Annotated in this window: 2 protein-coding genes; both read right to left on the minus strand. The window is 73.6% G+C overall.

Going from position 1 to position 25,248, the window contains the following annotated elements; all coding sequences use genetic code 11:
• Window positions 1–189: 189 nt before the first annotated feature.
• Window positions 190–5,088 carry a type I polyketide synthase gene (locus tag EES41_RS04340; RefSeq protein WP_123075814.1) on the minus strand — a complete coding sequence of 1,633 codons (4,899 nt, stop codon included), beginning with the start codon at window positions 5,086–5,088 and terminating at the stop codon, window positions 190–192.
• Window positions 5,089–5,210: 122 nt separating this feature from the next.
• A complete protein-coding gene (locus tag EES41_RS42740) occupies window positions 5,211–25,229 on the minus strand; it encodes a type I polyketide synthase (protein WP_254211306.1) in 20,019 nt (6,672 codons plus the stop codon).
• Window positions 25,230–25,248: the final 19 nt, after the last annotated feature.

The following is a 25,248-nucleotide window of genomic DNA, read 5'->3' on the forward strand; positions in this document are numbered from 1 at the left end:
ATCGGAAAACGCGGTCACTTCACCCATCTGACGAAGCGACTGCTCGGCGGCAGGCTATTTCCGGGTCAATCCCCCCGACAACCCCTAACTGCCCCCTACGCACCCCTGGGTGGGGAGGTGCGTAGGGGGCAGTGACCCCGGTGGAATTACCCAGGGGGCTGGCCATCTTCACCAATAATCGGCAAGCCGTCAATAACGTCCGAGGCCGTTGTTGATGAGGGCGAAGAGCTCCTCGTCGCTCGCGTCCTGGACCTGCTCGGCCTCGTCGGCCGGGTCCTCCTCGGCCGGGTCCTCGGTGTCGCTCCACTTCGCCAGCAGTGACTGCAGCCGCATCGTCACCCGGGCGCGTACGACGTTGTCGGCGGTGCCGCGTTCCAGTACGGACTCCAGCTTGTCGATCTCCTCCAGCAGCGGGGCCCCTCCCGCGGCCGCGTCGGGCACGATCCCGGCCCGCAGGTACGCGGCGACGGCGGCCGGGGTGGGGTGGTCGAAGACCAGGCTGGCGGGCAGCTTCAGGCCGCTGACCGCGCCGAGGCGGTTGCGCAGCTCGACGGAGGTGAGGGAGTCGAAGCCGAGCTCCTTGAAGGCCCGGCCCGCTTCGACGGCCGTGAGGTCGGCGTGGCCGAGGACCGCGGCGACGGCGGTACGGACCAGGTCGAGCAGCAGGCGCTCCTGCTCGACGTCGGGCAGTCCGGCGAGCTGCTGGGTGAGCGGCACTCCCCCGGCCAGGTCCTCGGCGGACTCCCGTTCCGCGCTCTCGATGACCCGCCGGGCCTCGGGCAGCTCCAGGAGCAGGGGGCGCGGCCGGTCGGCGGTGAAGGCGAGGGTGAACCGCTTCCAGTCCATGTCGACCACGGTCAGGGTGGTCTCGTCGCGGTCCAGGGCGTGCTGGAGCGAGGCCAGGGTCCGCGCGGGCGGCATGGCGATGATGCCGTGGCGGCGCATCCGGTCGCCGGCCGCGCTGTCGTCCCCGTCCGCGCTGCCCCAGGGGCCCCACGCGAGGGAGGTGGCGGGCAGTCCGGCGGCGCGCCGGTACTCGGCGAAGGCGTCGAGGAAGGCGTTGCCGGGTGCCTGGTTGCCCTGGCCGGGGGCGCCGAAGGTGGCGGCGAAGGAGGAGAAGAGGACGAACGCGGACAGGTCGAGGTCGCGCGTCAGCTCGTGCAGGTGCCGCGTCGCGTCCACCTTGACCCGCAGGACGGCGGCGACCTGCTCGGCCGTGAGCGTCTCGATGACCCCGTCGTCGACGACGGCCGCGGCGTGGATCACCGCGGTCAGCGGCTGGTCGGCGGGGACGGTGGCGAGGAGTCCGGCGAGGGCCTCGCGGTCGCTGACGTCGCAGGCCGCGAGGGTGACCCGGGCACCGAGCGCGGTCAGCTCCTCGCGCAGTTCGGCCGCGCCGGGCGCCTCGGCTCCGCGGCGGCTGGCCAGCAGCAGGTGCTCGGCGCCGTTCCCGGCGAGCCAGCGGGCCACCTGCCCGCCGAGTACGCCCGTACCGCCGGTGACCAGCGTCGTACCGCGCGGACGCCACTCCCGGACCGCCGGCGTCTCGGCCAGGCGGGCGCGCACGAGACGGCGTACGAACAGCCCCGAGGACCGCACGGCGACCTGGTCCTCGGCGCCGTCCCCGGCCAGCACCCCGACGAGCCGTTCGAGGGTCCGGTCGTCGGCCGCGTCCGTACCGGGCAGGTCCACGAGGCCGCCCCAACGGCCGCCCTGCTCCATGGAGGCGACGCGTCCGAGGCCCCAGACGAGCGCCTGCCCGGGGTCCGCGATCCGGTCCGACCGCCCGGCGACGACGGCGCCACGGGTGACGCACCACAGGGGCGCGGCCACCTCCGCATCGCCCAGGGCCTGGGACAGCGCGTGGGCGGCGGCGTCGCCGCCGAGGGCGAGGAGGGAGAGGACACCGGCGGGGGCGGGCGCCCCGGCGGTGGCGGCCTTGAGGGTGGCGGTGAGCGCGTCACGGCCGGCCGCTCCGGCGGCGACCGTGACCGTACGGACCTCCGCACCGCGTTCGGCGAGGACACGCAGGACGGCGGCGACCGTGTCACCGGCCGCGTCGGACGGCGCCTCGGGCACGACGGCCAGCCACGTCCCCGAGAGCCGGGGCTTGGTCACGGCATCGGCCTGCGGCTTCCACCCGACCCGGTAGCGCCAGCCGTCGACGGTGGACTGCTCGCGGCTCTGCCGCCGCCAGGAGGAGAGTCCGGGCAGGACCGTGCCCAGCGACTGGATCGCGTCGGGCGCGTCGAAGGCCAGCGCCTCGGCCAGCGCCGTGACGTCCTCGCGTTCGACGGCGTCCCAGAACCGGGCGTCGATCGCGCTCTCCACGGGCAGTTCACCCGCTTCGACCGGCGCGGCCTCCGGCCAGAACCGCTGAGACTGGAAGGCGTAGGTGGGCAGGTCGACGCGCTGGGCGCCGGTACCGGCGAACACGGCGTCCCAGTCCACGGCCACACCACGGACGTAAGCCTCGCCGAGGGACAGCCAGAACCGCTCCAGACCACCCTCGTTACGCCGCAGGGAACCGAGTACGGCGGCCTCACGGCCGGCGTCCTCGACGGTCTCCTGCATGCCCACGGTCAACACCGGGTGCGGGCTGGACTCGATGAACACCCCGAAACCCTGCTCCAGCAGCGTGCGGGTGGCCTGCTCCAGCTCCACGGTCTGGCGAAGGTTGCGGAACCAGTACCCGGCGTCCAGCTCGGGGCCCTTCACCCACTCCCCCGTCACCGTCGACAGGAAGGGAACCTCCGCCGCCTGCGGAACGATCGGCGCGAGCAGACCGGCCAGCTCCTCGCGGAGGAGCTCCACCTGGGCGGAGTGCGAGGCGTAGTCCACCGCGATCCGCTTGGCACGGACCCCGTCCTTCTCACAGGCGACCAGGAGCTCATCCAGCGCCTGCGCCTCACCCGAAACCACGACCGAGGAAGGGCCATTGACAGCGGCGACGGAGATCCGCTGCTCGCCCCACGGCGCGATCCGCTCCCGGACCTCGGCGGCGGGCAGGGGCACGGACACCATGCCGCCCAGACCCGCGAGCACCCGGCCGATGGCCTGGCTCCGCAACGCCACCACACGGGCCGCGTCATCCAGCGACAGGATCCCGGCCACACATGCGGCCGCGATCTCACCCTGCGAATGCCCGATCACCGCACCCGGACGGACACCCGCCGACCGCCACACCTCCGCGAGCGACACCATCACCGCGAACAGCGCCGGCTGCACCACATCCACCCGGTCAAGGGACGGCGCGCCCTCAACACCGCGAAGCACATCCACCAACGACCAGTCGGTGAAGGGCTCCAACGCCTTCGCACACTCATCCACCCGCGCGGCGAACACCGGCGAGGACTCCAGCAGCTCCGCCGCCATGCCCACCCACTGCGAACCCTGACCCGGGAACACGAACGCCGTCTTGCCGCCCACCACCGACCCGGTCACCACACCGGCGGCCAGGCCGGCAGTCGCCACGGCGGACACACCGGCCGCGTGATCACCCAGCACCACCGCCCGGTGGTCCAGCCCCGCGCGCGTCGACGCCAAGGACCAGCCCACGTCCAGCGGATCAACGTCCGCCGTGACCGCCAGCCAGCCCGACAGCCGCTCCGCCTGCCCCCGCAACGCCCCCGCACTCTTGCCCGACAGAACCCACGGCACCACCGGCATCCCCGAACGGCCGTCCACTCCGGCCGCCTCCGCCTCCGGAGCCTGCTCCACGATCACGTGCGCGTTCGTCCCGCTGAAACCGAACGACGACACACCCGCACGCCGGGGATGAGTCCGCTCGGGCCACGCCGTCTGCTCCGTGAGCAGTTCGACCGTGCCGGCCGCCCAGTCCACGTGGGGCGACGGCTCGTCGATGTGGAGGCTCTGCGGCAGCACCCCGTGCTGCATGGCCAGCACCATCTTCATCACACCGGCCACACCGGCCGCGGCCTGGGTGTGCCCGATGTTCGATTTCACCGACCCCAGCAGCAGCGGCTGGTCGGCCGGCCTGTCCTGCCCGTACGTCGCCAGCAGCGCCTGTGCCTCGATGGGGTCACCGAGCGAGGTGCCCGTGCCGTGCGCCTCCACCACGTCCACCTGATCGGCGGAGAGCCGGGCGTTGGCCAGGGCCTGCCGGATGACGCGCTGCTGAGAGGGGCCGTTGGGGGCGGTGAGCCCGTTGCTCGCACCGTCCTGGTTGATCGCGGAACCGCGGAGCACGGCCAGGACCGGGCGGCCGTTCTTGCGCGCGTCGGAGAGCCGCTCCAGGAGCAGGACGCCCACGCCTTCGGCGGGGCCGAAGCCGTCGGCGCCCGCCGCGAACGCCTTGCACCGGCCGTCGGTGGAGAGTCCGCGCTGCTTGCTGAACTCCACGAAGAGCCCGGGGGTGGACATGACGTGGACGCCGCCCGCGACGGCCAGTGAGCACTCCCCGGCCCGCAGTGCCTGCGCCGCCAGGTGGAGGGCGACGAGCGAGGCCGAGCAGGCGGTGTCGACGGTGACGGCGGGGCCTTCGAGGCCGAAGGTGTAGGAGAGGCGCCCGGAGAGCACGCTGGAGGCGTTGCCGGTGCCGAGGTGGCCCGCGTAGTCCTCGGCCGCCTCCAGCAGCGGGGTGAGGTAGTCCGAGCCGTTCATGCCGACGAACACACCGCACTGGCTGCCGCGCAGGAGGTTCGGGTCGATGCCGGCCCGCTCGAACGCCTCCCAGGAGGTCTCCAGCAGGAGCCGCTGCTGCGGGTCCATCGCCATGGCCTCGCGCGGCGAGATCCCGAAGAAGTGGGCGTCGAACGCGGACGCGCCGCTCAGGAACCCGCCCTCGCGGGTGGTCGAGGTGCCCTGGTCGTCGGGGTCGTCGGAGAACAGGTGCTCCAGGTCCCAGCCGCGGTCCGTGGGGAAGGCGGTGAGGGCGTCGCCGCCCGAGGTCAGCAGTTCCCACAGTTCTTCGGGGGACCGTACGCCTCCCGGGAAGCGGCAGCTCATGGCCGTGATGGCAATGGGCTCATGGGCCTGGCTCTCGATGTCGCGCAGGCGTCCGTACGCCTCGTCGAGATCCGTCGTGACCTTCTTGAGGTATTCGCGGAGCTTTGCTTCGTTCGCCACTGGCACTTCACCTATTCGGGTGGTCGAGATCGTGGAAGTAATTCAGGAGATCGGGAATTCAAGAATTCAAGGGGGCCGTGCCGCCGGAATCGAGTTCCGGCGGCACGGCGGGGAGGTGCGGTTCAGCCCTGGCCGAACTTCTTGTCGATGAGGGCGAACAGTTCGTCGTCGCTCGCGTCCTCGATCTCGTCGGCCGCGGTCTCGCCGTCCGTCTGGCGGGCGTCGTTCCACTGGGCCAGCAGGGCCTGGAGTCGCACCGCGACGCGCGCGTGGGCCGCGTCGTCGTCGGCCGCGGCGGAGAGTTCCGCCGGGTCCAGCGAGGCGAAGGTGCTTTCGAGGCGGTCGAGTTCTTCCAGTACGGAGAGCTTCCGTCCGGCCGTGCCCTCCGGGGCGACCTCGCTCAGCAGCTGCCGGGCGAGAGCGGCCGGGTTCGGGTAGTCGTAGACGAGGGTGGCGGGCAGCCGGAGCCCGGCGGCCGCGCCGAGCCGGTTGCGCAGTTCGACCGCGGTCAGCGAGTCGAAGCCGAGCTCCTTGAACGCCTGTTCCTCGCCGACGTGTTCGGCCGACTTGTACCCGAGTACGGCGGCCACCTGGCCCCGCACCAGGTTCAGTACGGTCCGTTCCCGCTCGGCGGCCGACAGCTCGGCCAGCCGCTGTGCCAGCGTCGGCTCGCCCGCCCCGGTGGACGCGGCCGCGGCCGTCTCCTCCGTACGGTGCGCGCCGGGCGTCGCCGCCGCCGTCCGCCGCTGCCGCGACGGAGTGCGGACCAGACCGCGGAACATGGGCAGGATGCCGCCGTCGGCGGCCCGGGCCCGCAGGGTCGGGAGGTCGATCCCGACCGGCAGCAGGACCGGCTCGTCTTCCGCCGCGAGGGCCAGGTCGAAGAGCTCCAGACCGTCCCGCGCCGACAGCGGGGTGACCCCGCCGCGGGCGGCGCGTGCCCGCTCCGCGCCGGTGAGGCGGCCCGCCATGCCGCGTTCCTCGGCCCACATGCCCCAGACCAGGGACAGCGCGGTCAGGCCGCGGGCCCGCCGGTGCTGCGCGAGGGCGTCGAGGAACACGTTCGCCGCCGCGTAGTTGGCCTGGCCGGCGCCGCCGAGGGTACCGGCGGCGGCGGAGAACAGGACGAACGCCGACAGGTCGAGGTGCCGGGTCAGTTCGTGCAGGTGCAGTGCCCCGTCGACCTTGGGCCGCAGGACCCGGTCGACCCGCTCGGGCGTGAGCAGGTCCACGACTCCGTCGTCGAGGACGGCCGCCGTGTGGACGACCGCCGTCAGCGGGCGGTCGGCCGGTACGGAGGCCAGGAGCGCGGCCACCGCGTCCCGGTCGGCGACATCGCACGCCGCCCAGGTGACCTCGGCCCCCAACGCGCCGAGCTGCGCGGTGAGTTCGGCGGCGGTGTCGGTGTCGGCGCCCCTGCGGCCGGTGAGCAGCAGGTGCCGTACCCCGTGTTCGGTGACGAGGTGGCGGGCGAGGAGCCCCGCCAGTCCGCCGCCGGCCCCGGTGACCAGGACGGTACCGCGTGCGTCGATCCGGCTCCGCGTGGCGTCGGCCGCCGCCTGGGCGGTGACCCGGGCGAGACGGGGTGCGTACAGCGCCCCGCCGCGTACGGCCAGTTCGGGTTCTGTGGACGCGAGGGCGCCCGCGAGTGCCCGGCCCGGGATGTCGTCCGCGCCGGGGTCGAGGTCGACGAGGACGAACCGGTCGGGGTGTTCGGTCTGCGCGGCCCGCAGCAGACCGAACACCGGGGCGTGGGCGAGGTCGCCGGCCTCGGTGTCCTGGTGGGCCGCCACCGCGCCGCGGGTGACGAAGGCGAGGCGCGCACCGGCGAAGCGGCCGTTGTCCAGCCAGCTCTGCACGGTCGCCAGCGCGCGGTGCGTCGTCTCGCGCACCTCCTGCGCGAGGAGGGCGGTCACCTGCTCCGGCGCGCCGGTGGTGGCCGTCGTGAACGGCACGACCACGGTGTCCGGCATCGGCTGCCGTCCCGCCGTGATCGCCGCGTCCAGCGCCGCGAGGTCCTCGTACGCGGCGGCGGGGATCCCCGCGCCGCCCAGCGCGGCGGCCGCGGCGTCGGTGGCGCCGCCGATGACCGCGAAGGTGGTGGCGGCGTGCCGGGCCGGTACCGCCGTACGCACCCAGTCGAGCCGGAACAGCGCGTCGTGCACCCCGTCCGGGGCCACCGTGAACCGCTCGGCGTCGAGCTCCCGCGTCACCAGGGCCTCGACCGTGGCGACGGGCGCGCCCTGTTCGTCGGCCAGCTCGACGGACACGGTGTCCGCGCCGTCGGGCGTGATCCGCAGCCGCACGGCGTCCGCTCCGGCCGCGTGCAGCCGTACCCCGCGCCAGACGAGCGCTTCGCGGCCGGCGGTGTCACCGGGGGTGGTGGCAGCGGCCAGCGCCTGAACGGCGGTGTCGAGCAGGGCCGGGTGGAGGGCGTATCCGCCCGCCGAGGCGTGGAGTTCGTCGGACAGTCGTGCCTGGGCGAAGACCTCCTCGCCCCGCACCCAGACGCGGGTCAGGGTCTTCAGGGCCGGCCCGTGGTGGAGTCCGGCGGCCGTGAGCCGGTCGTGGACCGTCTCGACGGGCATCTCCTCGGCTCCGGCGGGCGGCCACGGCCCGGTGTTGGCCGGGGCGGCCGTTTCGCCGGGCGCGGTGAGGAACCCGGTGGCGTGACGGGACCAGGTCCCGCCGTCGGCCCCGTCGCCGTCCGCCGTCTCCGGGCGGCCGTGCACCTGTACGGGGCGGCGGCCGTCGCCGTCCGCGCCGCCCACGGTGAGGCGGAGCTGAACGGCCCCGTCCTCGGGCAGCACGAGCGGCTGTTCCAGGGTCAGTTCCCGCACCTGCCCGCAACCGGCCTCGTCCCCGGCCCGCAGGGCCAGTTCGACGAAGGCCGCGCCGGGCAGGACCGTGGAGTCGGCGACGACGTGGTCGGCCAGCCACGGGTGCGTCCGGCGGGAGAGCCGGCCGGTGAACAGGAACCCGCCCGTGTCCGGCAGCTCGACCGCGGCGCCGAGCAGGGGGTGCCCGGCCGACTCCACGCCGAGCGACTGGGCGTCCTCCGGCGTGACGAAGGAGTCCACCCAGTAGCGCTCGTGCTGGAAGGCGTACGTGGGCAGGTCGACGCGCCGCGCGCCGGTTCCGGAGTAGAGGGCCGCCCAGTCGACGGTGACGCCGTGGACGTGCGCCCGGCCGAGGGCGGTGACGAGGGTTTCGGCCTCGGCGCGGCCCTTGCGGAGCAGGGGCACGAAGGTGGCGTCCGCGGTCACGCAGTCCTGCGCGAGCGCGGACAGCACCCCGTCGGGGCCGAGCTCGACGTACGTCGTCACGCCGGCGGCCTCCAGGACGCGGATGCCGTCGAGGAAGCGGACGGCTTCGCGGACGTGCCGGACCCAGAAGTCGGCGGAGCCCATCTCGTCGGTGACGAGCGCGCCGGTCAGGTTGGAGACGACCGGGACGCGCGGGGACCCGTAGGACAGGCTCTCGGCCACCTTGCGGAAGTCGGCGAGCATCCCGTCCATGTGCGGCGAGTGGAACGCGTGGCTGACGGTCAGCCGCTTGGACTTGCGGTCCGGGAAGGCAGCCGCGACGGCGACGGCAGCGTCCTCGTCACCGGCGACCACGACGGCCTCCGGGCCGTTGACGGCGGCGATGCTGACACGGTCGGTCAGCAGCGGCAGGACCTCGTCCTCCGAGGCCTGGACCGCGATCATCACGCCACCGGCCGGCAGCGCCTGCATCAGACGGCCCCGGGCCGCGACCAGCGCGCACGCGTCCTCCAGCGAGAACACGCCCGCCACATGGGCGGCGGCGATCTCACCGATGGAGTGACCGGACAGGAAGTCCGGCCGCACACCCCAGCTCTCCACGAGCCGGAACAGCGCCACCTCGACGGCGAACAGCGCCGGCTGGGTGTACTCCGTACGGTCCAGGACATCCGCGTCCGCGTCGAACAGCGCTTCCTTCAGCGGCAGTTCGAGGTGGGCGTCCATGTGCGCGCAGATCGCGTCGAGGGCGTCCGCGAACACCGGGAAGGCGTCGTGGAGTTCACGCCCCATCCCGAGCCGCTGGCTCCCCTGCCCGGTGAACAGGAACGCCGTCTGCTGTTCGGTGCTCGCCACGCCCCGAGTGAGCGCGGCGGCGGAGTCGCCCGCCACCAGCGCGGACAGGGCCTCGCGGTACTCCTCCCGCTCCCCCGCCACGATCACGGCGCGGTGGTCGAGCAGCGCCCGGCCGGTCGCGAGCGAGTGGCCCACGTCCACCGGACGCGGCTCCTCCTCCGCGCCGAGGTGCGCGAGGAGCCGGGCCGCCTGGTCGCGCAGAGCGTTCTCGGTCCTGCCCGACAGGATCCACGGCCACGTACCGGGGCTGTCCTCCTCCACGGCCGCGGGGGCCGCCGGAGCCTGCTCCAGGATGGTGTGCGCGTTCGTACCGCTCACGCCGAAGGAGGAGACGCCGGCCCGGCGCGGACGCCCGGTCTCCGGCCAGTCCCGCCGCTCGGTGAGCAGGGCGACCTCGCCCGTGCTCCAGTCGACGTGCGGGGTGGGGCCGTCCACGTGCAGGGTCTGCGGGAGCACCCCGTGCTGCATGGCCATGACCATCTTGATGACGCCCGCGACACCGGCGGCGGCCTGGGTGTGACCGATGTTCGACTTGATGGAGCCGAGCAGCAGCGGCTGATCGGCCGGCCGCTCCTGGCCGTACGTGGCCAGCAGCGCCTGCGCCTCGATCGGGTCCCCGAGCCGGGTACCCGTGCCATGAGCCTCGACCGCGTCCACCTCAGCGGCCGACAGACCGGCGCTCGCGAGGGCCGCGCGGATCACGCGCTGCTGCGAGGGCCCGTTGGGGGCCGTCAGGCCGTTGCTGGCGCCGTCCTGGTTGACGGCGGAGCCCCGTACGACGGCCAGGACCGGGTGACCGTTGCGCTGGGCGTCCGACAGCCGCTCCACGAGCAGCATGCCGACCCCCTCACCCCAGCCCGTACCGTCCGCGGCAGCGGCGAACGCCTTGATCCGGCCGTCGGCGGCGAGCCCGCCCTGCCGGCTGAACTCGACGAACGCGCCCGGCGTCGACATCACGGTCACACCACCGGCCAGCGCGATCGAGCACTCGCCGCTCCGGAGCGCCTGCACCGCGAGGTGCAGGGCCACGAGCGACGCCGAGCACGCCGTGTCGACGGTGACGGCCGGACCTTCGAGCCCGAAGACGTAGGAGAGCCGCCCCGAGACGACGCTCGCGGAGTTTCCGGTGCTCATGAAGCCGTCGCCGCCATCGGCGGAGTTCAGCACGAGCGAGAGGTAGTCCTGCCCGTTGGTGCCGACGAACACGCCCGCCTGGGTGCCGCGCAGCGACGACGGGTCGATGCCCGCCCGCTCGAACGCCTCCCACGAGGTCTCCAGCAGCAGCCGCTGCTGCGGGTCCATGGCCAGGGCCTCGCGCGGCGAGATCCCGAAGAAGCCGGGGTCGAACTGCGCGACGTCGTAGAGGAACCCGCCTTCGCGGGCGTACGAGGCGTCCTGCTCGGCCTGCGGCCCGAACAGCGACTCGGCGTCCCAGCCGCGGTCGGCCGGGAACTCACCGATGGCGTCGCCACCGGTCGCCAGCAGCTGCCAGAGGTCCTCGGGAGTGCGCACCCCGCCGGGGAAGCGGCAGCTCATCGCGACGATCGCGATGGGGCCGTCGTCCAGGGCCCTGGCCGCCGGGACGAGGGCCGCCACCGCGGCCTCGTCACCGAGCAGTTCGCCGCGCAGGTGGTCCGCGAGGTCGGCGGAGGTCGGGTAGTCGTAGATCAGCGTGGCCGGGAGCCGCAACTCGGTGACGGCGCCCAGGCGGTTGCGCAGCTCGACCGCCGTCAGCGAGTCGAAGCCGAGCTCCTTGAACGCCCGTCCCGCACCGACGCTTTCCGCGCCGGCGTGGCCGAGGACCGCGGCGACCTCCTTGCGTACGAGATCCAGCAGCACCCGGTCCCGCTCGGCGGCGGAAAGGCCCGCCAGCCGCTGCGCGAGCGAGTGACGGCCGTCGGCGGCCGTGTCGGCCCCGCCTTCGCGGCCCGCGCGGGCGGCGAGGGCGTTGCGGGCCTCGGGCAGTTCGGCGAGGAGGCTGCTGGGGCGCACGGCGGTGAAGCCGGGGGCGAAGCGGGCCCAGTCCACGTCCACGACGGTGACGACGGTGTCGTTCACGGCGAGGGCACGGTGCAGGGCCTCGACGGCCGAATCGGCGTTCATGGGCGGCACACCACCCCGGCGCATCCGGGCGTCCAGCGCACCGTCGGCGGCCATACCGCCCTCGGCCCACGGACCCCACGCGATCGAGGTCGCGGCGAGGCCTGCGGCACGGCGCTGCTCGGCCAGAGCGTCCAGGTAGGCGTTGGCGGCGGCGTAGTTGCCCTGCCCGGCCGTACCCCATGTACCGGTGACGGACGAGAAGAGCACGAACGCGGAGAGCTCGATACCCAGATCGACGGTCAGCTCGTGCAGGTTCAGCGCCGACGTCGCCTTGGCCCGCAGCACGCTCTCAAAGCGCTCGGGGGTGAGGGCGTCGAGGACACCGTCGTCGAGCACACCGGCGGTGTGAACGACGGCCGTCAGGCCCTCGGCCTCAGCCTCCAGCAGCGTACGAAGGGCATCCCGGTCAGCGGCATCACACGCCACCACCGACACGTCCACGCCCAGCTCCGCCACCAGCTCAGCAGCGCCCGGAGCATCCAGACCCCGACGGCTGGTCAGCACCAGACGCTCCACACCCGCACCGGCCAGCCAACGCGCCACCCGACCGCCCAGGGCACCCGTGCCACCGGTGATCAGGACCGTCCCGGACGGCGTCCACGAACCCGCGCCACCATCCGCAGCCCGAACGAGACGACGCCCGAAGACACCGGAGGACCGCACCGCGACCTGGTCCTCACCAGCACCAGCCAGGACACCCACCAGACGGGCCATCGCCCGCTCGTCCCACACCTCAGGCAGGTCAACCAGACCGCCCCAACGCTCGGGCAGCTCCAGAGCAGCGACCCGCCCCAGACCCCACGTCTGTGCCTGAACCGCCGACACCAGACGGTCCGAACGGCCCACGCTCACCGCACCACGGGTCAGGCACCACAGCGGAGCCTCCACCCCGGCAGCACCCAACGCCTGCACCAGAGAGGCCGTCGAGACGACCCCAGCCGCCTCATCCAGCGCAAGCAGCGACACCACACCGGCAACAGCACCGGCATCGGAGAACAGACCGGAAACCCCGGCCTCGACAACAACCCGCCGGACTTCCGCACCACGAGCAGTCAGCGCGTCCACCACAGCCGTGTCGTCCACACCCTCGGACGGCACCACCACCAGCCACGACCCCGACAACCGGACACCCGTCGCGGCATCGGTCAGCGGCTTCCACGACGCCCGGTAGCGCCAGCCGTCGATGTCCGACTGCGCGCCCAGGCTGCCGCGTCGCACGAGCGCCGCTTCCGGCCAGTACCGCCGGCGCTGGAAGGCGTAGGTCGGCAGGTCGACCCGTACGACACCGGTTCCGTAGACCGCCTGCCAGTCGAGGGGGATCCCTCGGACGTGGCTGCGGGCCAGAGCGGCCATGACCGTTTCGGTCTCGGGGCGGCCCTTGCGCACGACGGGTACGAACACGGCGCCGTCGTCGCTGAGGCATTCCTGGCCTAGGGCGGAGAGGACGCCGTCGGGACCGAGCTCAACGTACGTCGTGACGCCGGCGGCTTCCAGGGCGCGGATGCCGTCGAGGAACCGGACGGCGTCGCGGACGTGCCGCACCCAGAACTCCGCCGAGCCCATCTCGTCCGTGACCAGCGCTCCGGTCAGGTTCGAGACGATGGGCGTCCGCGGCGTCTCGAACGAGAGCCCCTCCACCACCTGGCGGAATTCCTCCAACATGCCGTCCATGTGCGGCGAGTGGAAGGCGTGGCTCACGGTCAGCTGCTTGGACTTGCGGCCCGGGAACGCGTCCGCGACGGCGACCGCCGCGTCCTCGTCACCCGCGACGACCACCGACCGGGGGCCGTTGACGGCGGCGATGCTCACCCGGTCCGTCAGCAGCGGCAGGACCTCCTCCTCCGAGGCCTGGAGGGCGATCATCGCGCCACCAGAGGGCAGCGCCTGCATCAGGCGACCGCGAGCGGCCACCAGCGTGCACGCGTCCTCCAGGGAGAACACCCCGGCCAGATGCGCGGCCGCGATCTCACCGATGGAGTGACCGGAGAGGAAGTCCGGCTTCAGACCCCAGCTCTCCACGAGCCGGAACAGCGCCACCTCGACCGCGAACAGCGCGGGCTGGGTGTACTCCGTACGGTCCAGCAGGTCAGCGTCATCCCCGAACAGCACTTCCTTCAAAGGCAGTTCGAGGTCGAATCGAGCGCACACCGCGTCCAGGGCGTCCGCGAACACCGGGTGGGCGTCGTACAGCTCGCGCCCCGTCCCGAGGCGCTGGCTGCCCTGCCCCGTGAAGAGGAAGGCGACCTTTCCACCGGCGGGTGAACCCTTGACGACGCCCGCGGCCGACTCGCCCGCGGCCAGCGCCGCGAGGCCGGCCAGCAGACCCTCACGGTCCACGGCCACCACCGCCGCCCGCTCTTCGAAGGCCGAACGCCCGGTCGCGAGCGTCCTGCCGACGTCACTCGGACGGAGCTCGGGGTCCGCGAGCAGTCGTGCGTGCAGGCTGTCCGCCTGGGCGCGGAGTCCCTCGTCGTTCTTCGCCGAAATCACCAGCGGGAGCGGCAGGGAGTGCGGTTCCACCGGTCCGGTGGCCTCTCCCGCTGCCTGCGGCAGCGGCGCCTGCTCGATGATGGTGTGGGCGTTGGTGCCGCTGAAGCCGAACGAGGAGATGCCGGCCCGGCGCGGACGCCCGGTCTCGGGCCACGCGCGCTGCTCGGTGAGCAGGGCGATCTCGCCCGTCTCCCAGTCGACCTGCGGCGACGGCTCGTCGATGTGGAGGCTCTGCGGGAGCACCCCGTGCTGCATGGCCAGCACCATCTTGATGACACCGGCGACACCGGCCGCGGCCTGCGTGTGACCGATGTTGGACTTGACGGAGCCGAGCAGCAGCGGCTGCCCGTCGGCGCGGTCCTGGCCGTACGTCGCCAGCAGCGCCTGCGCCTCGATCGGGTCGCCGAGGGTGGTGCCGGTGCCGTGCGCCTCGACGGCGTCGACCTCGGCGGACGACAGTCCGGCGCTGGCGAGGGCGGCGCGGATGACGCGCTGCTGCGAGGGCCCGTTGGGGGCCGTCAGGCCGTTGCTGGCGCCGTCCTGGTTGACGGCGGAGCCCCGTACGACGGCCAGGACCGGGTGACCGTTGCGCTGGGCGTCGGAGAGCCGCTCCACGAGCAGCATGCCGACACCCTCGCCCCAGCCGGTGCCATCGGCCGCGGCGGCGAACGCCTTGATGCGGCCGTCGGCGGCGAGGCCGCGCTGACGGCTGAACTCGATGAACGTACCGGGCGTCGACATCACGGTGACACCGCCAGCCAGCGCGATCGAGCACTCGCCGCTGCGCAGCGCCTGGATCGCCCAGTGCAGGGCGACGAGCGAGGACGAGCAGGCCGTGTCGACGGTGACGGCCGGGCCTTCGAGCCCGAACACGTACGACAGGCGGCCGGACACGACGCTGGCGGCGTTGCCGGTGCCCAGGTGACCCTCAAGGCCTTCCGGTTCCTCCATGAGGACGGAGAGGTAGTCCTGGCCGTTGGTGCCGACGAACACGCCCGCCTGGCTGCCGCGCAGCGTCTCGGGGTCGATCCCGGCGCGCTCGAAGGCCTCCCAGGAGGTCTCCAGCAGGAGCCGCTGCTGCGGGTCCATCGCGAGGGCCTCGCGGGGCGAGATGCCGAAGAAATCGGCGTCGAAGTCGGCCGCGTCGTAGATGAATCCGCCCTGCCTGGCGTACGAGGTGCCCTGCGCGCTCGGGTCGGCGTCGTACAGCGCGTCGAGGTCCCAGCCTCGGTCCAGGGGAAGGTCCGAGATCGCGTCGGAGCCGGAGGCGAGCAACTGCCAGAGGTCTTCCGGAGTCCGCACCCCGCCGGGGAAGCGGCAGCTCATCGCGACGATCGCGATCGGGTCGTCCTCGACGGCCGCCGCCACCGGGCCGGTCACCTCGACCTGGGCTCCGAGCAGTTCGGAGAGCAGGTTGGCGGCGAGCGCGGCCGGGGTCGGGTAGTCGTAGACGAGCGTGGCGGGCAGCCGCAGTTCGGTCGCCGCGCCGAGCCGGTTGCGGAGCTCGACGGCGGTGAGCGAGTCGAATCCGATCTCGCGGAAGGCACGCCCTGCCTCGATGTCCTGGGCACCGGAGTGCCCCAGGACCTCGGCGACCTGGTGGCGCACGAGGTCGAGGAGGAACGGCTCGCGGTCGCCGGCGGACATGCTCCGAAGACGCTCGGCGAGCGAGGAACCCGAACGCTCGGAACGGTCGCCCGCGTTCTCCGTGGCGCGGGTGACGGCTTCGGCCTCGGGCAGATCGCCGAGCAGCTTGCCGGCGCGCACCGAGGTGAATCCCGGTACGAACTTCGCCCAGTCGAAGTCGACGACCGTCAGGGCCGCGTCGTCCGAGCCGACGGCCTGCCGGAGCGCGGTGATCGCGAGATCGGCATTCATGGGCGGGACACCACCCCGGCGCATCCGGGCCTCAAGGGCCTCGTCGGCGGCCATGCCGCCCTCGGCCCAGGGACCCCACGCGATCGAGGTCGCGGCGAGTCCGGCGGCGCGGCGCTGCTCGGCCAGAGCGTCCAAGTAGGCATTTGCGGCCGCGTAGTTGCCCTGACCGGCCGCACCGATCGTGCCGCTCATGGAGGAGAACAGCACGAACGCGGAGAGCTCGATGCCGAGTTCGACGGTGAGCTCGTGCAGGTTGAGGGCGGAGGTCGCCTTGGCCCGCAGCACGCTCTCGAAACGCTCCGGGGTGAGGGCGTCGAGAACGCCGTCATCGAGCACACCGGCGGTGTGAACGATGGCCGTCAGGCCCTCGGCTTCGGCCTCCAGCAGCGCACGCAGCGCATCCCGGTCAGCGGCATCACACGCCACCACCGACACATCCACGCCCAGCTCCGCCACCAGCTCAGCAGCGCCCGGAGCATCCAGACCCCGACGGCTGGTCAGCACCAGACGCTCCACACCCGCACCGGCCAGCCAACGCGCCACCCGACCGCCCAGGGCACCCGTGCCACCGGTGATCAGGACCGTCCCGGACGGCGTCCACGAACCCGCGCCGCCACCCGTGGCCCGGACGAGACGACGCCCGAAGACACCGGACGACCGGACCGCGACCTGGTCCTCACCAGAACCAGCGAGAACACCCACCAGTCGGGCCATCGCCCGCTCGTCCCACACCTCGGGCAGATCGACCAGACCACCCCAACGCTCGGGCAGCTCCAGAGCGGCCACGCGACCCAGACCCCACGCCTGCGCCTGAACCGCCGACACCAGACGGTCCGAACGGCCCACGCTCACCGCGCCACGGGTCAGGCACCACAGCGGAGCCTCCACCCCGGCCGCACCCAACGCCTGCACCAAACCGGCCGTCGCGACAACACCTGCGGCCTCATCCAGCGCAAGCAGCGACACCACACCAGCGACAGGACCCACACCGGAGAACAGACCGGCACGATCGACACCAGCCTCGACGACCACCCGCCGGACCTCAGCGCCACGAACGGCCAGCGCAGCCACCACAGCCGCGTCATCCACGCCCTCGGCAGGCACCACCACCAGCCACGACCCCGACAACCGGACACCCGTCGCGGCATCGGTCAGCGGCTTCCACGACACCCGGTAACGCCAGCCGTCCACCTCGGACTGCTCCTGGCCCTGGCGACGCCAGGCCGACAGGGCGGGGAGGAGCTCGCCGAAGCGGGCGTCGCCGTCCACGGCGAGTTCGGAGGCGAGCGACGTGAGGTCGCCGCGCTCCACCGCGTCCCAGAACCGGGCGTCGACCGCGTCGACCGTCGGGGCGGCGACAACAGCACCGTTCGACAGGATCGTCTCCGGCCAGAACCGCTGCCGCTGGAACGCGTACGTCGGCAGCTCCATCCGACCAGCACCCGAACCGGCGAAGAAGGCGGACCAGTCCACCTCGGCACCGCGCACATGCGCCTGCGCCACGGCCGTGACCAGCGTCTCCGCCTCACCACGACCCGCACGAAGCACCGGCACGAACGCAACATCCGCAGCACCGGCCAGGCAGTCCTGAGCGAGCGCCGACAGCACACCGTCCGGCCCCAGCTCCACGAACGACGTGACCCCGGCACCCTCCAGGACCCGCACGCCATCCAGGAAGCGAACCGCCTCGCGGACGTGCCGGACCCAGAACTCGGCCGAGCCCATCTCGTCGGAGACGACCGAGCCCGTCAGGTTGGAGACGATCTGAATGCGCGGGGTCTCGAACGACAGCCCCGCCACGACCTCGCGGAAGTCGTCCAGCATCCCGTCCATGTGCGGCGAGTGGAAGGCATGGCTCACGGTCAGCCGCTTGGACTTGCGGTCCGGGAACGCGGCCGCGACGGCAAGAGCCGCGTCCTCGTCACCGGCCACGACCACCGAACGCGGGCCGTTGATCGCCGCGATGCTCACGCGATCCGTCAGCAGCGGGAGGACCTCCTCCTCCGACGCCTGCACCGCGATCATCACACCGCCCTCGGGCAGCGCCTGCATCAGACGACCACGCGCCGCGACCAGCGCACACGCGTCCTCCAGCGAGAACACCCCGGCGACATGCGCAGCCGCGATCTCACCGATCGAGTGCCCCGACACGAAGTCCGGCCGTACGCCCCAGCTCTCCACGAGCCGGTAGAGCGCCACCTCGACGGCGAACAGCGCCGGCTGGGTGTACTCCGTACGGTCCAGGAGCTCCGCGTCCGTCCCGAACAGGACGTCCTTCAGCGGCAGTTCCAGGTCCAGCCGCTCGCACACCGCGTCCAGCGCGGCAGCGAAGGCCGGGAAGGCCTCGTACAGCTCGCGCCCCATGCCGAGGCGCTGGCTGCCCTGACCGGTGAACAGGAAGGCGAGTCCGCCGCCCGACACCGTGCCCCGTACCAGACCTGGCACCTGCTCGCCGGCGGCCAGTGCCGCCAGGCGTGCCACGAGGGCTTCGCCGTCCGACGGCGCGCCGATCACCACCGCGCGGTGCTCCAGGGCGGCGCGCTGGGTGGCGAGGGAGTGGCCGAGGTCGAGTGCGCTCCGGTCACCGACTGCCGTCGCCGATACGTCGGCAGCGGTCGGAAGCAGTCGTTCGGCCTGGGCGCGCAGGGCGGCCGCGGTGCGGCCGGAGACGAGCCACGGCAGCACGGGGAGACCCGGGAGCCCCGGTGCGGCGGGCGCCTCGTGCGCCGGCGCTTCCGTGTGCCGCGGTGCCTGCTCGATGACGGCGTGGGCGTTGGTGCCGCTGTAGCCGAACGAGGAGATGCCGGCCCGGCGCGGACGCCCGGTCTCGGGCCAGTCCCGCTGCTCGGTCAGGAGCTCGATGTCACCGGCCGACCAGTCCACGTAAGGGGTCGGCTCGTCGACGTGGAGCGTCTGCGGGAGCACCCCGTGCCGCATGGCCATGACCATCTTGATGACGCCCGCGGCACCGGCGACGGCCTGCGTGTGCCCGATGTTGGATTTGACGGAGCCGAGCAGCAGCGGCCGGTCCGCCGGGCGGTCCTGGCCGTACGTGGCCAGCAGGGCCTGTGCCTCGATGGGGTCGCCGAGCCGGGTGCCGGTGCCGTGGGCCTCGACGGCGTCCACGTCCCCGGCCGTCAGGCCGGCGTCGGCGAGGGCCTCGCGGATGACGCGCTGCTGCGAGGGCCCGTTGGGGGCGGTGAGCCCGTTGCTGGCGCCGTCCTGGTTGACGGCGGTCCCGCGCACGACGGCGAGGACCGGGTGGCCGTTGCGGCGGGCGTCCGAGAGTCGCTCCAGGAGCAGCAGGCCGACGCCTTCGGACCAGACCGTGCCGTCGGCGGCGGCGGCGAAGGCCTTGATGCGGCCGTTCTCCGCGAGCCCGCGCTGGCGGCTGAACTCGGTGAACGCGCCGGGGGTGGACATGATGGTCACCGCGCCCGCGAGGGCCATCGAGCATTCGCCCCGCCGCAGGGCCTGGGCCGCGAGGTGCAGGGTGACGAGCGACGAGGAGCAGGCGGTGTCGAGGGTGACCGCCGGGCCCTCCAGGCCGAACGAGTAGGAGATGCGGCCGGAGACGACGCTGGCCGCGTTGCCGGTGCCGAGGTGGCCTTCGAGGCCGTCGGCGTCGTTCAGCCAGAGCTGGAGGTAGTCCTGGGCGTTGGAGCCGATGAACACGCCGGTGCGGCTGCCGCGCAGGCCGGTGGGGTCGATGCCGGCGCGCTCGAAGGTCTCCCAGGTGGTTTCCAGCAGCAGTCGCTGCTGGGGGTCCATGGCGAGGGCCTCGCGCGGGGAGATCCCGAAGAAGGCGGCGTCGAAGTCGGCGGCCTCGTGCAGGAAGCCGCCCTCGCGGACGTAGCTGGTGCCTTCCCGGTCGGGGTCGTCGCTGTAGAGGGTGTCGAGGTCCCAGCCGCGGTCGGCGGGGAACGCGGTGATGCCGTCGCGGCCTTCGGCGATGAGCTGCCACAGCTCCTCGGGCGAGGTGACGCCGCCGGGGAAGCGGCAGCTCATCGCGACGACGGCGATCGGGTCGTCGTCCGCGGCGCGTGCGGCCCGGGCGGCCGGCCGGCGGGCCGGGAGGCCGCCCCGGTCGGCCCCGCTGCCCGGGTCGGCGTCGAGGTCGCCGAGGAGTTCCTGGCGGAGGTACTGCGCGAGGGCGGTCGCCGTCGGGTAGTCGAAGACGAGGGTGGCGGGCAGTCGGCGGCCGGTGGCCTCGCCGAGCAGGTTGCGCAGTTCGACGGCGGTGAGCGAGTCGAAGCCCAGCTCCTTGAAGGAGCGGCCCGGCTCGACGGCGGCGGCGCCCGGGTAGCCGAGCGCGGTGGCGACCTGCCCCCGTACGAGGTCGAGGAGCATACGGTCCTGCTCGGCGGCGGGGAGGCCCGCCAGGCGCTGTCGCAGGCCGGAGCCGCCGGCCACGGCGGCCGCGCCGCCCGCGTGCCGGCGGGTGGGAACCCGTACGAGCCCGCGCAGCAGCGGGGACAGGGTGCCGGCCTGGGCCTGCGTGCGCAGGCCCGCGAGGTCGACGCGCATCAGGACCGGCGCGGCCTCGTCGAGCCGGTGCGCGAGGTCGAAGAGGTCGAGGCCTTCCGCCGAGGTCAGCGGGGGCAGTCCGCCGCGGGTCATGCGGCTGACGTCGGCGTCGGTGAGGCTGCCGGCCATGCCCGCGCCGTCGGCCCACAGGGCCCACGCCAGGGAGGTGGCGGGGAGCCCCAGGGAGCGGCGGTGGCGGGCGAGGGCGTCGAGGAAGACGTTGGCGGCCGCGTAGTTGCCCTGGCCGGCGCCGCCGAAGACGCCGCCGATGGAGGAGAACAGCAGGAAGGCGGAGAGGTCGAGGTCGCGGGTCAGTTCGTGGAGGTGGACGGCCGCGTCGGCCTTGGGCCGCAGTACGGCTGACAGGCGTTCGGGCGTGAGGGAGGTGATGACGCCGTCGTCGAGGACGCCGGCGGTGTGGACGACCGCGCCGAGCGGGTGCTCCGCGGGTATCGCCGCCAGTACGGCCGCCAGCGCGTCCCGGTCCGCGACGTCGCAGGCCGCCCAGGTCACCGAGGCGCCCGCGGCGGCGAGTTCGGCGCCGAGCCGCTGCGCTTCGGGGGTGGATCCGCCGCGGCGGCCGACGAGGAGCAGGTGCCGTACGCCGTGCTCGGCGACGAGCCGGTGGGCGATGAGGCCGCCGAGGAGGCCGCCGGCGCCGGTGATCAGTACGGTCGACTCCGGCGCGTACACCTGGCCGGAGCCGGAGGCGGCGTCGGTCGGGGTCGGCTCGTCGGCGTCCTCCCGGGCCACGCGGGTGAGGCGGGGCGCGTGCACGGTTCCGGCGCGTACGGCGAGCTGCGGCTCACCTGCGGCGAGGGCCGCGGGCAGGGCGCGTACGGAGTCCTCGGCGCCGTCGGTGTCGATCAGCAGCAGCCGGTCGGGGTGCTCGGCCTGGGCGGAGCGCAGCAGGCCGTGGACGGCCGCGTGGACGGGGTCGGTGACGGTGTCGGTGTCGTCGGCCGCGACGGCGCCCCGGGTGAGGACGACCAGGCGGGTGGCGGCGAACCGGTCGCCGGTGAAGGGTGCTTCGCCCAGCCAGGTCCGGGCCAGGTCAAGGGCGTGGTGCGCGGCCCGGTGGACGGCCTCGGCGGAGAGCTCCGGCGTGGCGGGTGCACCGGCATCGGCATCGGCGATGGCGTCGGCCTGTCCGTAGCCGACGAACACGGCCTCGGGTACGGGCGCTCCGGCCTCGACCGCCGCCGCCAGTTCGGCCAGGCCCGCGTGGACGGTGATGGCGGCGGCGTCGGCAGCGGCGTCGGGAAGCAGGGCGGCGGGAGCCGCGGCTCCCAGGGCGGCCCACCGGCCTTCGCGCACCGGGTCCGAAAGGTCGGCAGCGGCGGCAGCGGCGGGCAGCGCCGTCCACTCGGTCCGGAACACGGACTCGTGGTGGGCGGTGCGCGCCGCCTGGACCTGCTCGGCCGATACGGCCCGCAGGACGAGGGAGTCGACGCTCGCGACGGGCGCGCCCGTGGTGTCCGCGATCTCCAGTCGCACGCCGTCGGCCCCGCGGGGCGCGAGGTGCACGCGCAGGGCGTCGGCCCCGCCGGCGTGCAGTCTCACGCCGCTCCACGTGAACGGGAGGCGGCCTTCGCCCTCGGTGCCGCCCAGGACGCCGAGGCCCAGCGTGTGGAGCGCGGCGTCGAGGAGGGCGGGGTGGAGGCCGAAGTCGCGTGCGGCGGAGGCGGTTCCCTCGGGCAGGGTGACCTCGGCGTAGACGCTGTCGCCGTGCCGCCAGGCCGCGGTGAGGCCGCGGAACGCCGGGCCGTAGCCCATGCCGACCTCGGCGAGGTCGGCGTAGAGGGTGTCGGTGGCCAGGGGTTCGGCTCCCGCCGGCGGCCACTGCTCGAACGCGGAGTCCGGCCGGGCCGGGACGGCGCCCCGGGCGAGTACGCCGCTGGCGTGGCGCGTCCAGAGCTCGTCGGGCGCGCTGTCCTTCGGGCGGGAGGAGAGGCCGAACGCGCGTCGGCCCGTTCCGTCGGCGTCGGGCGCGCTCACGTACATCTGGAGCTGGACGCCGCCGCGTTCGGGCAGGATCAGCGGCGCTTCGAGGGTCAGTTCCTCGACGAGGTCGCAGCCGACCTGGTCCCCGGCCCAGATCGCCAGGTCGACGAAGGCGGTGCCGGGCAGCAGGACGCTGCCCATGACCTGGTGGTCCGCCAGCCAGGGGTGGGTGGTGGAGGAGAGCAGGGCCGTGAAGACGTAGCCGTCGGAGTCGGCGAGGGCGACGGTGGCGCCGAGCAGGGGGTGCGCGGCCTCGTCCAGCCCGGCCGTGCTCACGTCGCCGGCCCGGGTGCCCGGCTCGATCCAGTAGCGCTGCCGCTGGAAGGCGTAGGTGGGCAGGTCGTCGACGCGCCGGGCGCCGGTGCCGGAGAAGTAGGCGTGCCAGTCGACCCGGGTGCCGTGGGTGTGGGCCCGGGCGAGGGCGAGGGCGAGGCTCTCCGTCTCGGGGCGGCCCTTGCGGAGCACGGGGACGAAGACGGCGTCCTGTTCCACGCAGTCCTGGGCGAGGGCCGTCAGGACGCCGTCGGGGCCGAGCTCGACGTACGTGGTCACGCCCGCGGTCTCAAGGGCGCGGATGCCGTCGAGGAAGCGGACGCCCTCGCGGACGTGCCGGACCCAGAAGTCGGCGGAACCCATCTCGTCGGAGACGAGAGCACCGGTCAGGTTGGACACGATCGGAATGCGCGGGGCCTCGAACGACAGCCCCGCCACCACCTGGCGGAAGTCGTCGAGCATGCCGTCCATGTGCGGCGAGTGGAACGCGTGGCTGACGGTGAGGCGCTTGGACTTGCGGTCGGGGAACGCCGCCACGACCGCCGTCGCGGCGTCCTCGTCACCGGCGACGACCACCGAGCGCGGCCCGTTGACCGCCGCGATGCTCACCCGGTCGGTCAGCAGCGGCAGGACCTCCTCCTCCGAGGCCTGCACCGCGATCATCACACCGCCACCGGGCAGCGCCTGCATCAGGCGACCGCGCGCGGCGACCAGCGCGCACGCGTCCTCCAGGGACAGCACCCCGGCGACGTGCGCGGCCGCGATCTCACCGATCGAGTGCCCGGCGAGGAAGTCCGGCTTGACACCCCAGGACTCCAGCAGCCGGAACAGCGCCACCTCGACCGCGAACAGCGCGGGCTGGGTGTACTCGGTCCGGTCCAGAACATCCGTGTTCGTCCCGAACAGGACGTCCTTCAGCGGCAGTTCGAGGTCCAGGCGCTCGCACACCGCGTCCAGCGCGGCCGCGAACACCGGGTGGGTCTCGTACAGCTCACGGCCCATGCCGAGGCGCTGGCTGCCCTGGCCGGTGAACAGGAAGGCGACCTTCCCGCCGGCCGGCGAGCCCGTCACCACTCCCGGCGCCGCGTCGCCCGCCGCCAGCGCCGCGAGACCGGCCAGCAGGCCCTCGCGGTCCGCGGCCACGACCGCGGCGCGGTCCTCGAAGGCCGTCCTGCCGACGGCCAGCGACCGGGCGACGTCGACGGGGCTCAGCCCGGGGTGCTCCCCGGCGTGGGCCAGCAGCCGCTCCGCCTGCCCGCGCAGGGCGTCTTGGCCCTTGGCCGACAGGAGCCAGGGCACGGCCTTCGGCTCCGGCCCCGCGGCGCCCTCGGGCCGGTCGGCCTCCGGGGCCCGGTCGGCCTCCGGGGCCTGCTCGATGATCGTGTGGACGTTGGTGCCGCTGACGCCGAAGGCGGAGACACCGACCCGGTACGGGCGGCCGGTCTCCGGCCAGGCGCGCTGCTCGGTGAGCAGGGCTACGCCGCCGGCCGTCCAGTCGACGTGCGTGGTGGGCCGGTCCACGTGCAGGGTCTTGGGCAGCACGCCGTGCCGCATCGCCATGACCATCTTGATGATGCCCGCGATGCCGGCGGTGTTCTGGGTGTGGCCGAGGTTGGACTTGAGGGAGCCCAGCCACAGCGGCCGGTCCGCCGGGCGGTCCTGGCCGTACGTGGCGAGCAGGGCCTGCGCCTCGATGGGGTCGCCGAGGGTGGTGCCGGTGCCGTGGGCCTCGACGGCGTCGACGTCGGCGGTGGTCAGCCGGGCGCTTTCGAGGGCCTGGCGGATGACGCGCTGCTGGGCGGGGCCGTTGGGGGCGGTGAGCCCGTTGCTGGCGCCGTCCTGGTTGACGGCCGAACCCCGGACGACGGCCAGGATCCGGTGCCCGTTGCGGCGGGCGTCGGAGAGGCGTTCCACCAGCAGTACGCCGACGCCCTCGGACCAGCCGGTGCCGTCCGCCGCCTCGGCGAAGGACTTGCAGCGGCCGTCGGGCGACAGGCCGCGCTGCCGGCTGAACTCGACGAAGACGTCAGGGCCGGCGAGGACGGTGACGCCGGCGGCCAGGGCCAGCGAGCACTCCCCCTGGCGCAGGGCCTGGACGGCCATGTGCAGGGCGACGGAGGAGGACGAGCAGGCCGTGTCGACGGTGGCGGCGGGGCCCTCCAGGCCGAAGACGTAGGCGAGCCGGCCGGAGACCACGCTGGAGGCTGTGCCGGTGAGCAGGTGCCCCTCGACGCCGTCGGGCAGCTCGCCCGAGCCGGCGCCGTAGGCGTTGGCGGACGCGCCGACGAAGACGCCCGCGCGGCTGCCGCGCAGGGTCGCCGGGTCGATGCCGGCCCGCTCGAAGGCCTCCCAGGAGGTTTCCAGCAGCAGCCGCTGCTGCGGGTCCATCGCGAGGGCCTCGCGCGGGGAGATCCCGAAGAAGGAGGCGTCGAACTCGGGTGCCCCGTAGAGGAATCCGCCGTCGCGGGCGTACGTGGTTCCGGGGTGGTCGGGGTCGGGGTCGTACAGCGACTCAACGTCCCAGCCGCGGTCGTCGGGGAAGCCGGAGATGGCGTCGCCGCCGCTCTCGACGAGCTTCCACAGGTCCTCGGGCGAGCCGATGCCGCCGGGGAAGCGGCAGCTCATGCCGACGATGGCGATCGGTTCGCGGGAGGCGTCCGTCAGCTCCTGGTTCCGGCGGCGCAGCCGCTCGGTTTCCTTGAGGGAGGCCCGCAGCGCTTCAACGACTTTTTCGTTCGGGGTGGTCATCACTTACTCCGCACTTCGG

Origin of the sequence: Streptomyces sp. ADI95-16, assembly GCF_003721495.1 — a bacterium.
Classification (GTDB): Bacteria; Actinomycetota; Actinomycetes; order Streptomycetales; family Streptomycetaceae; genus Streptomyces; species Streptomyces goshikiensis.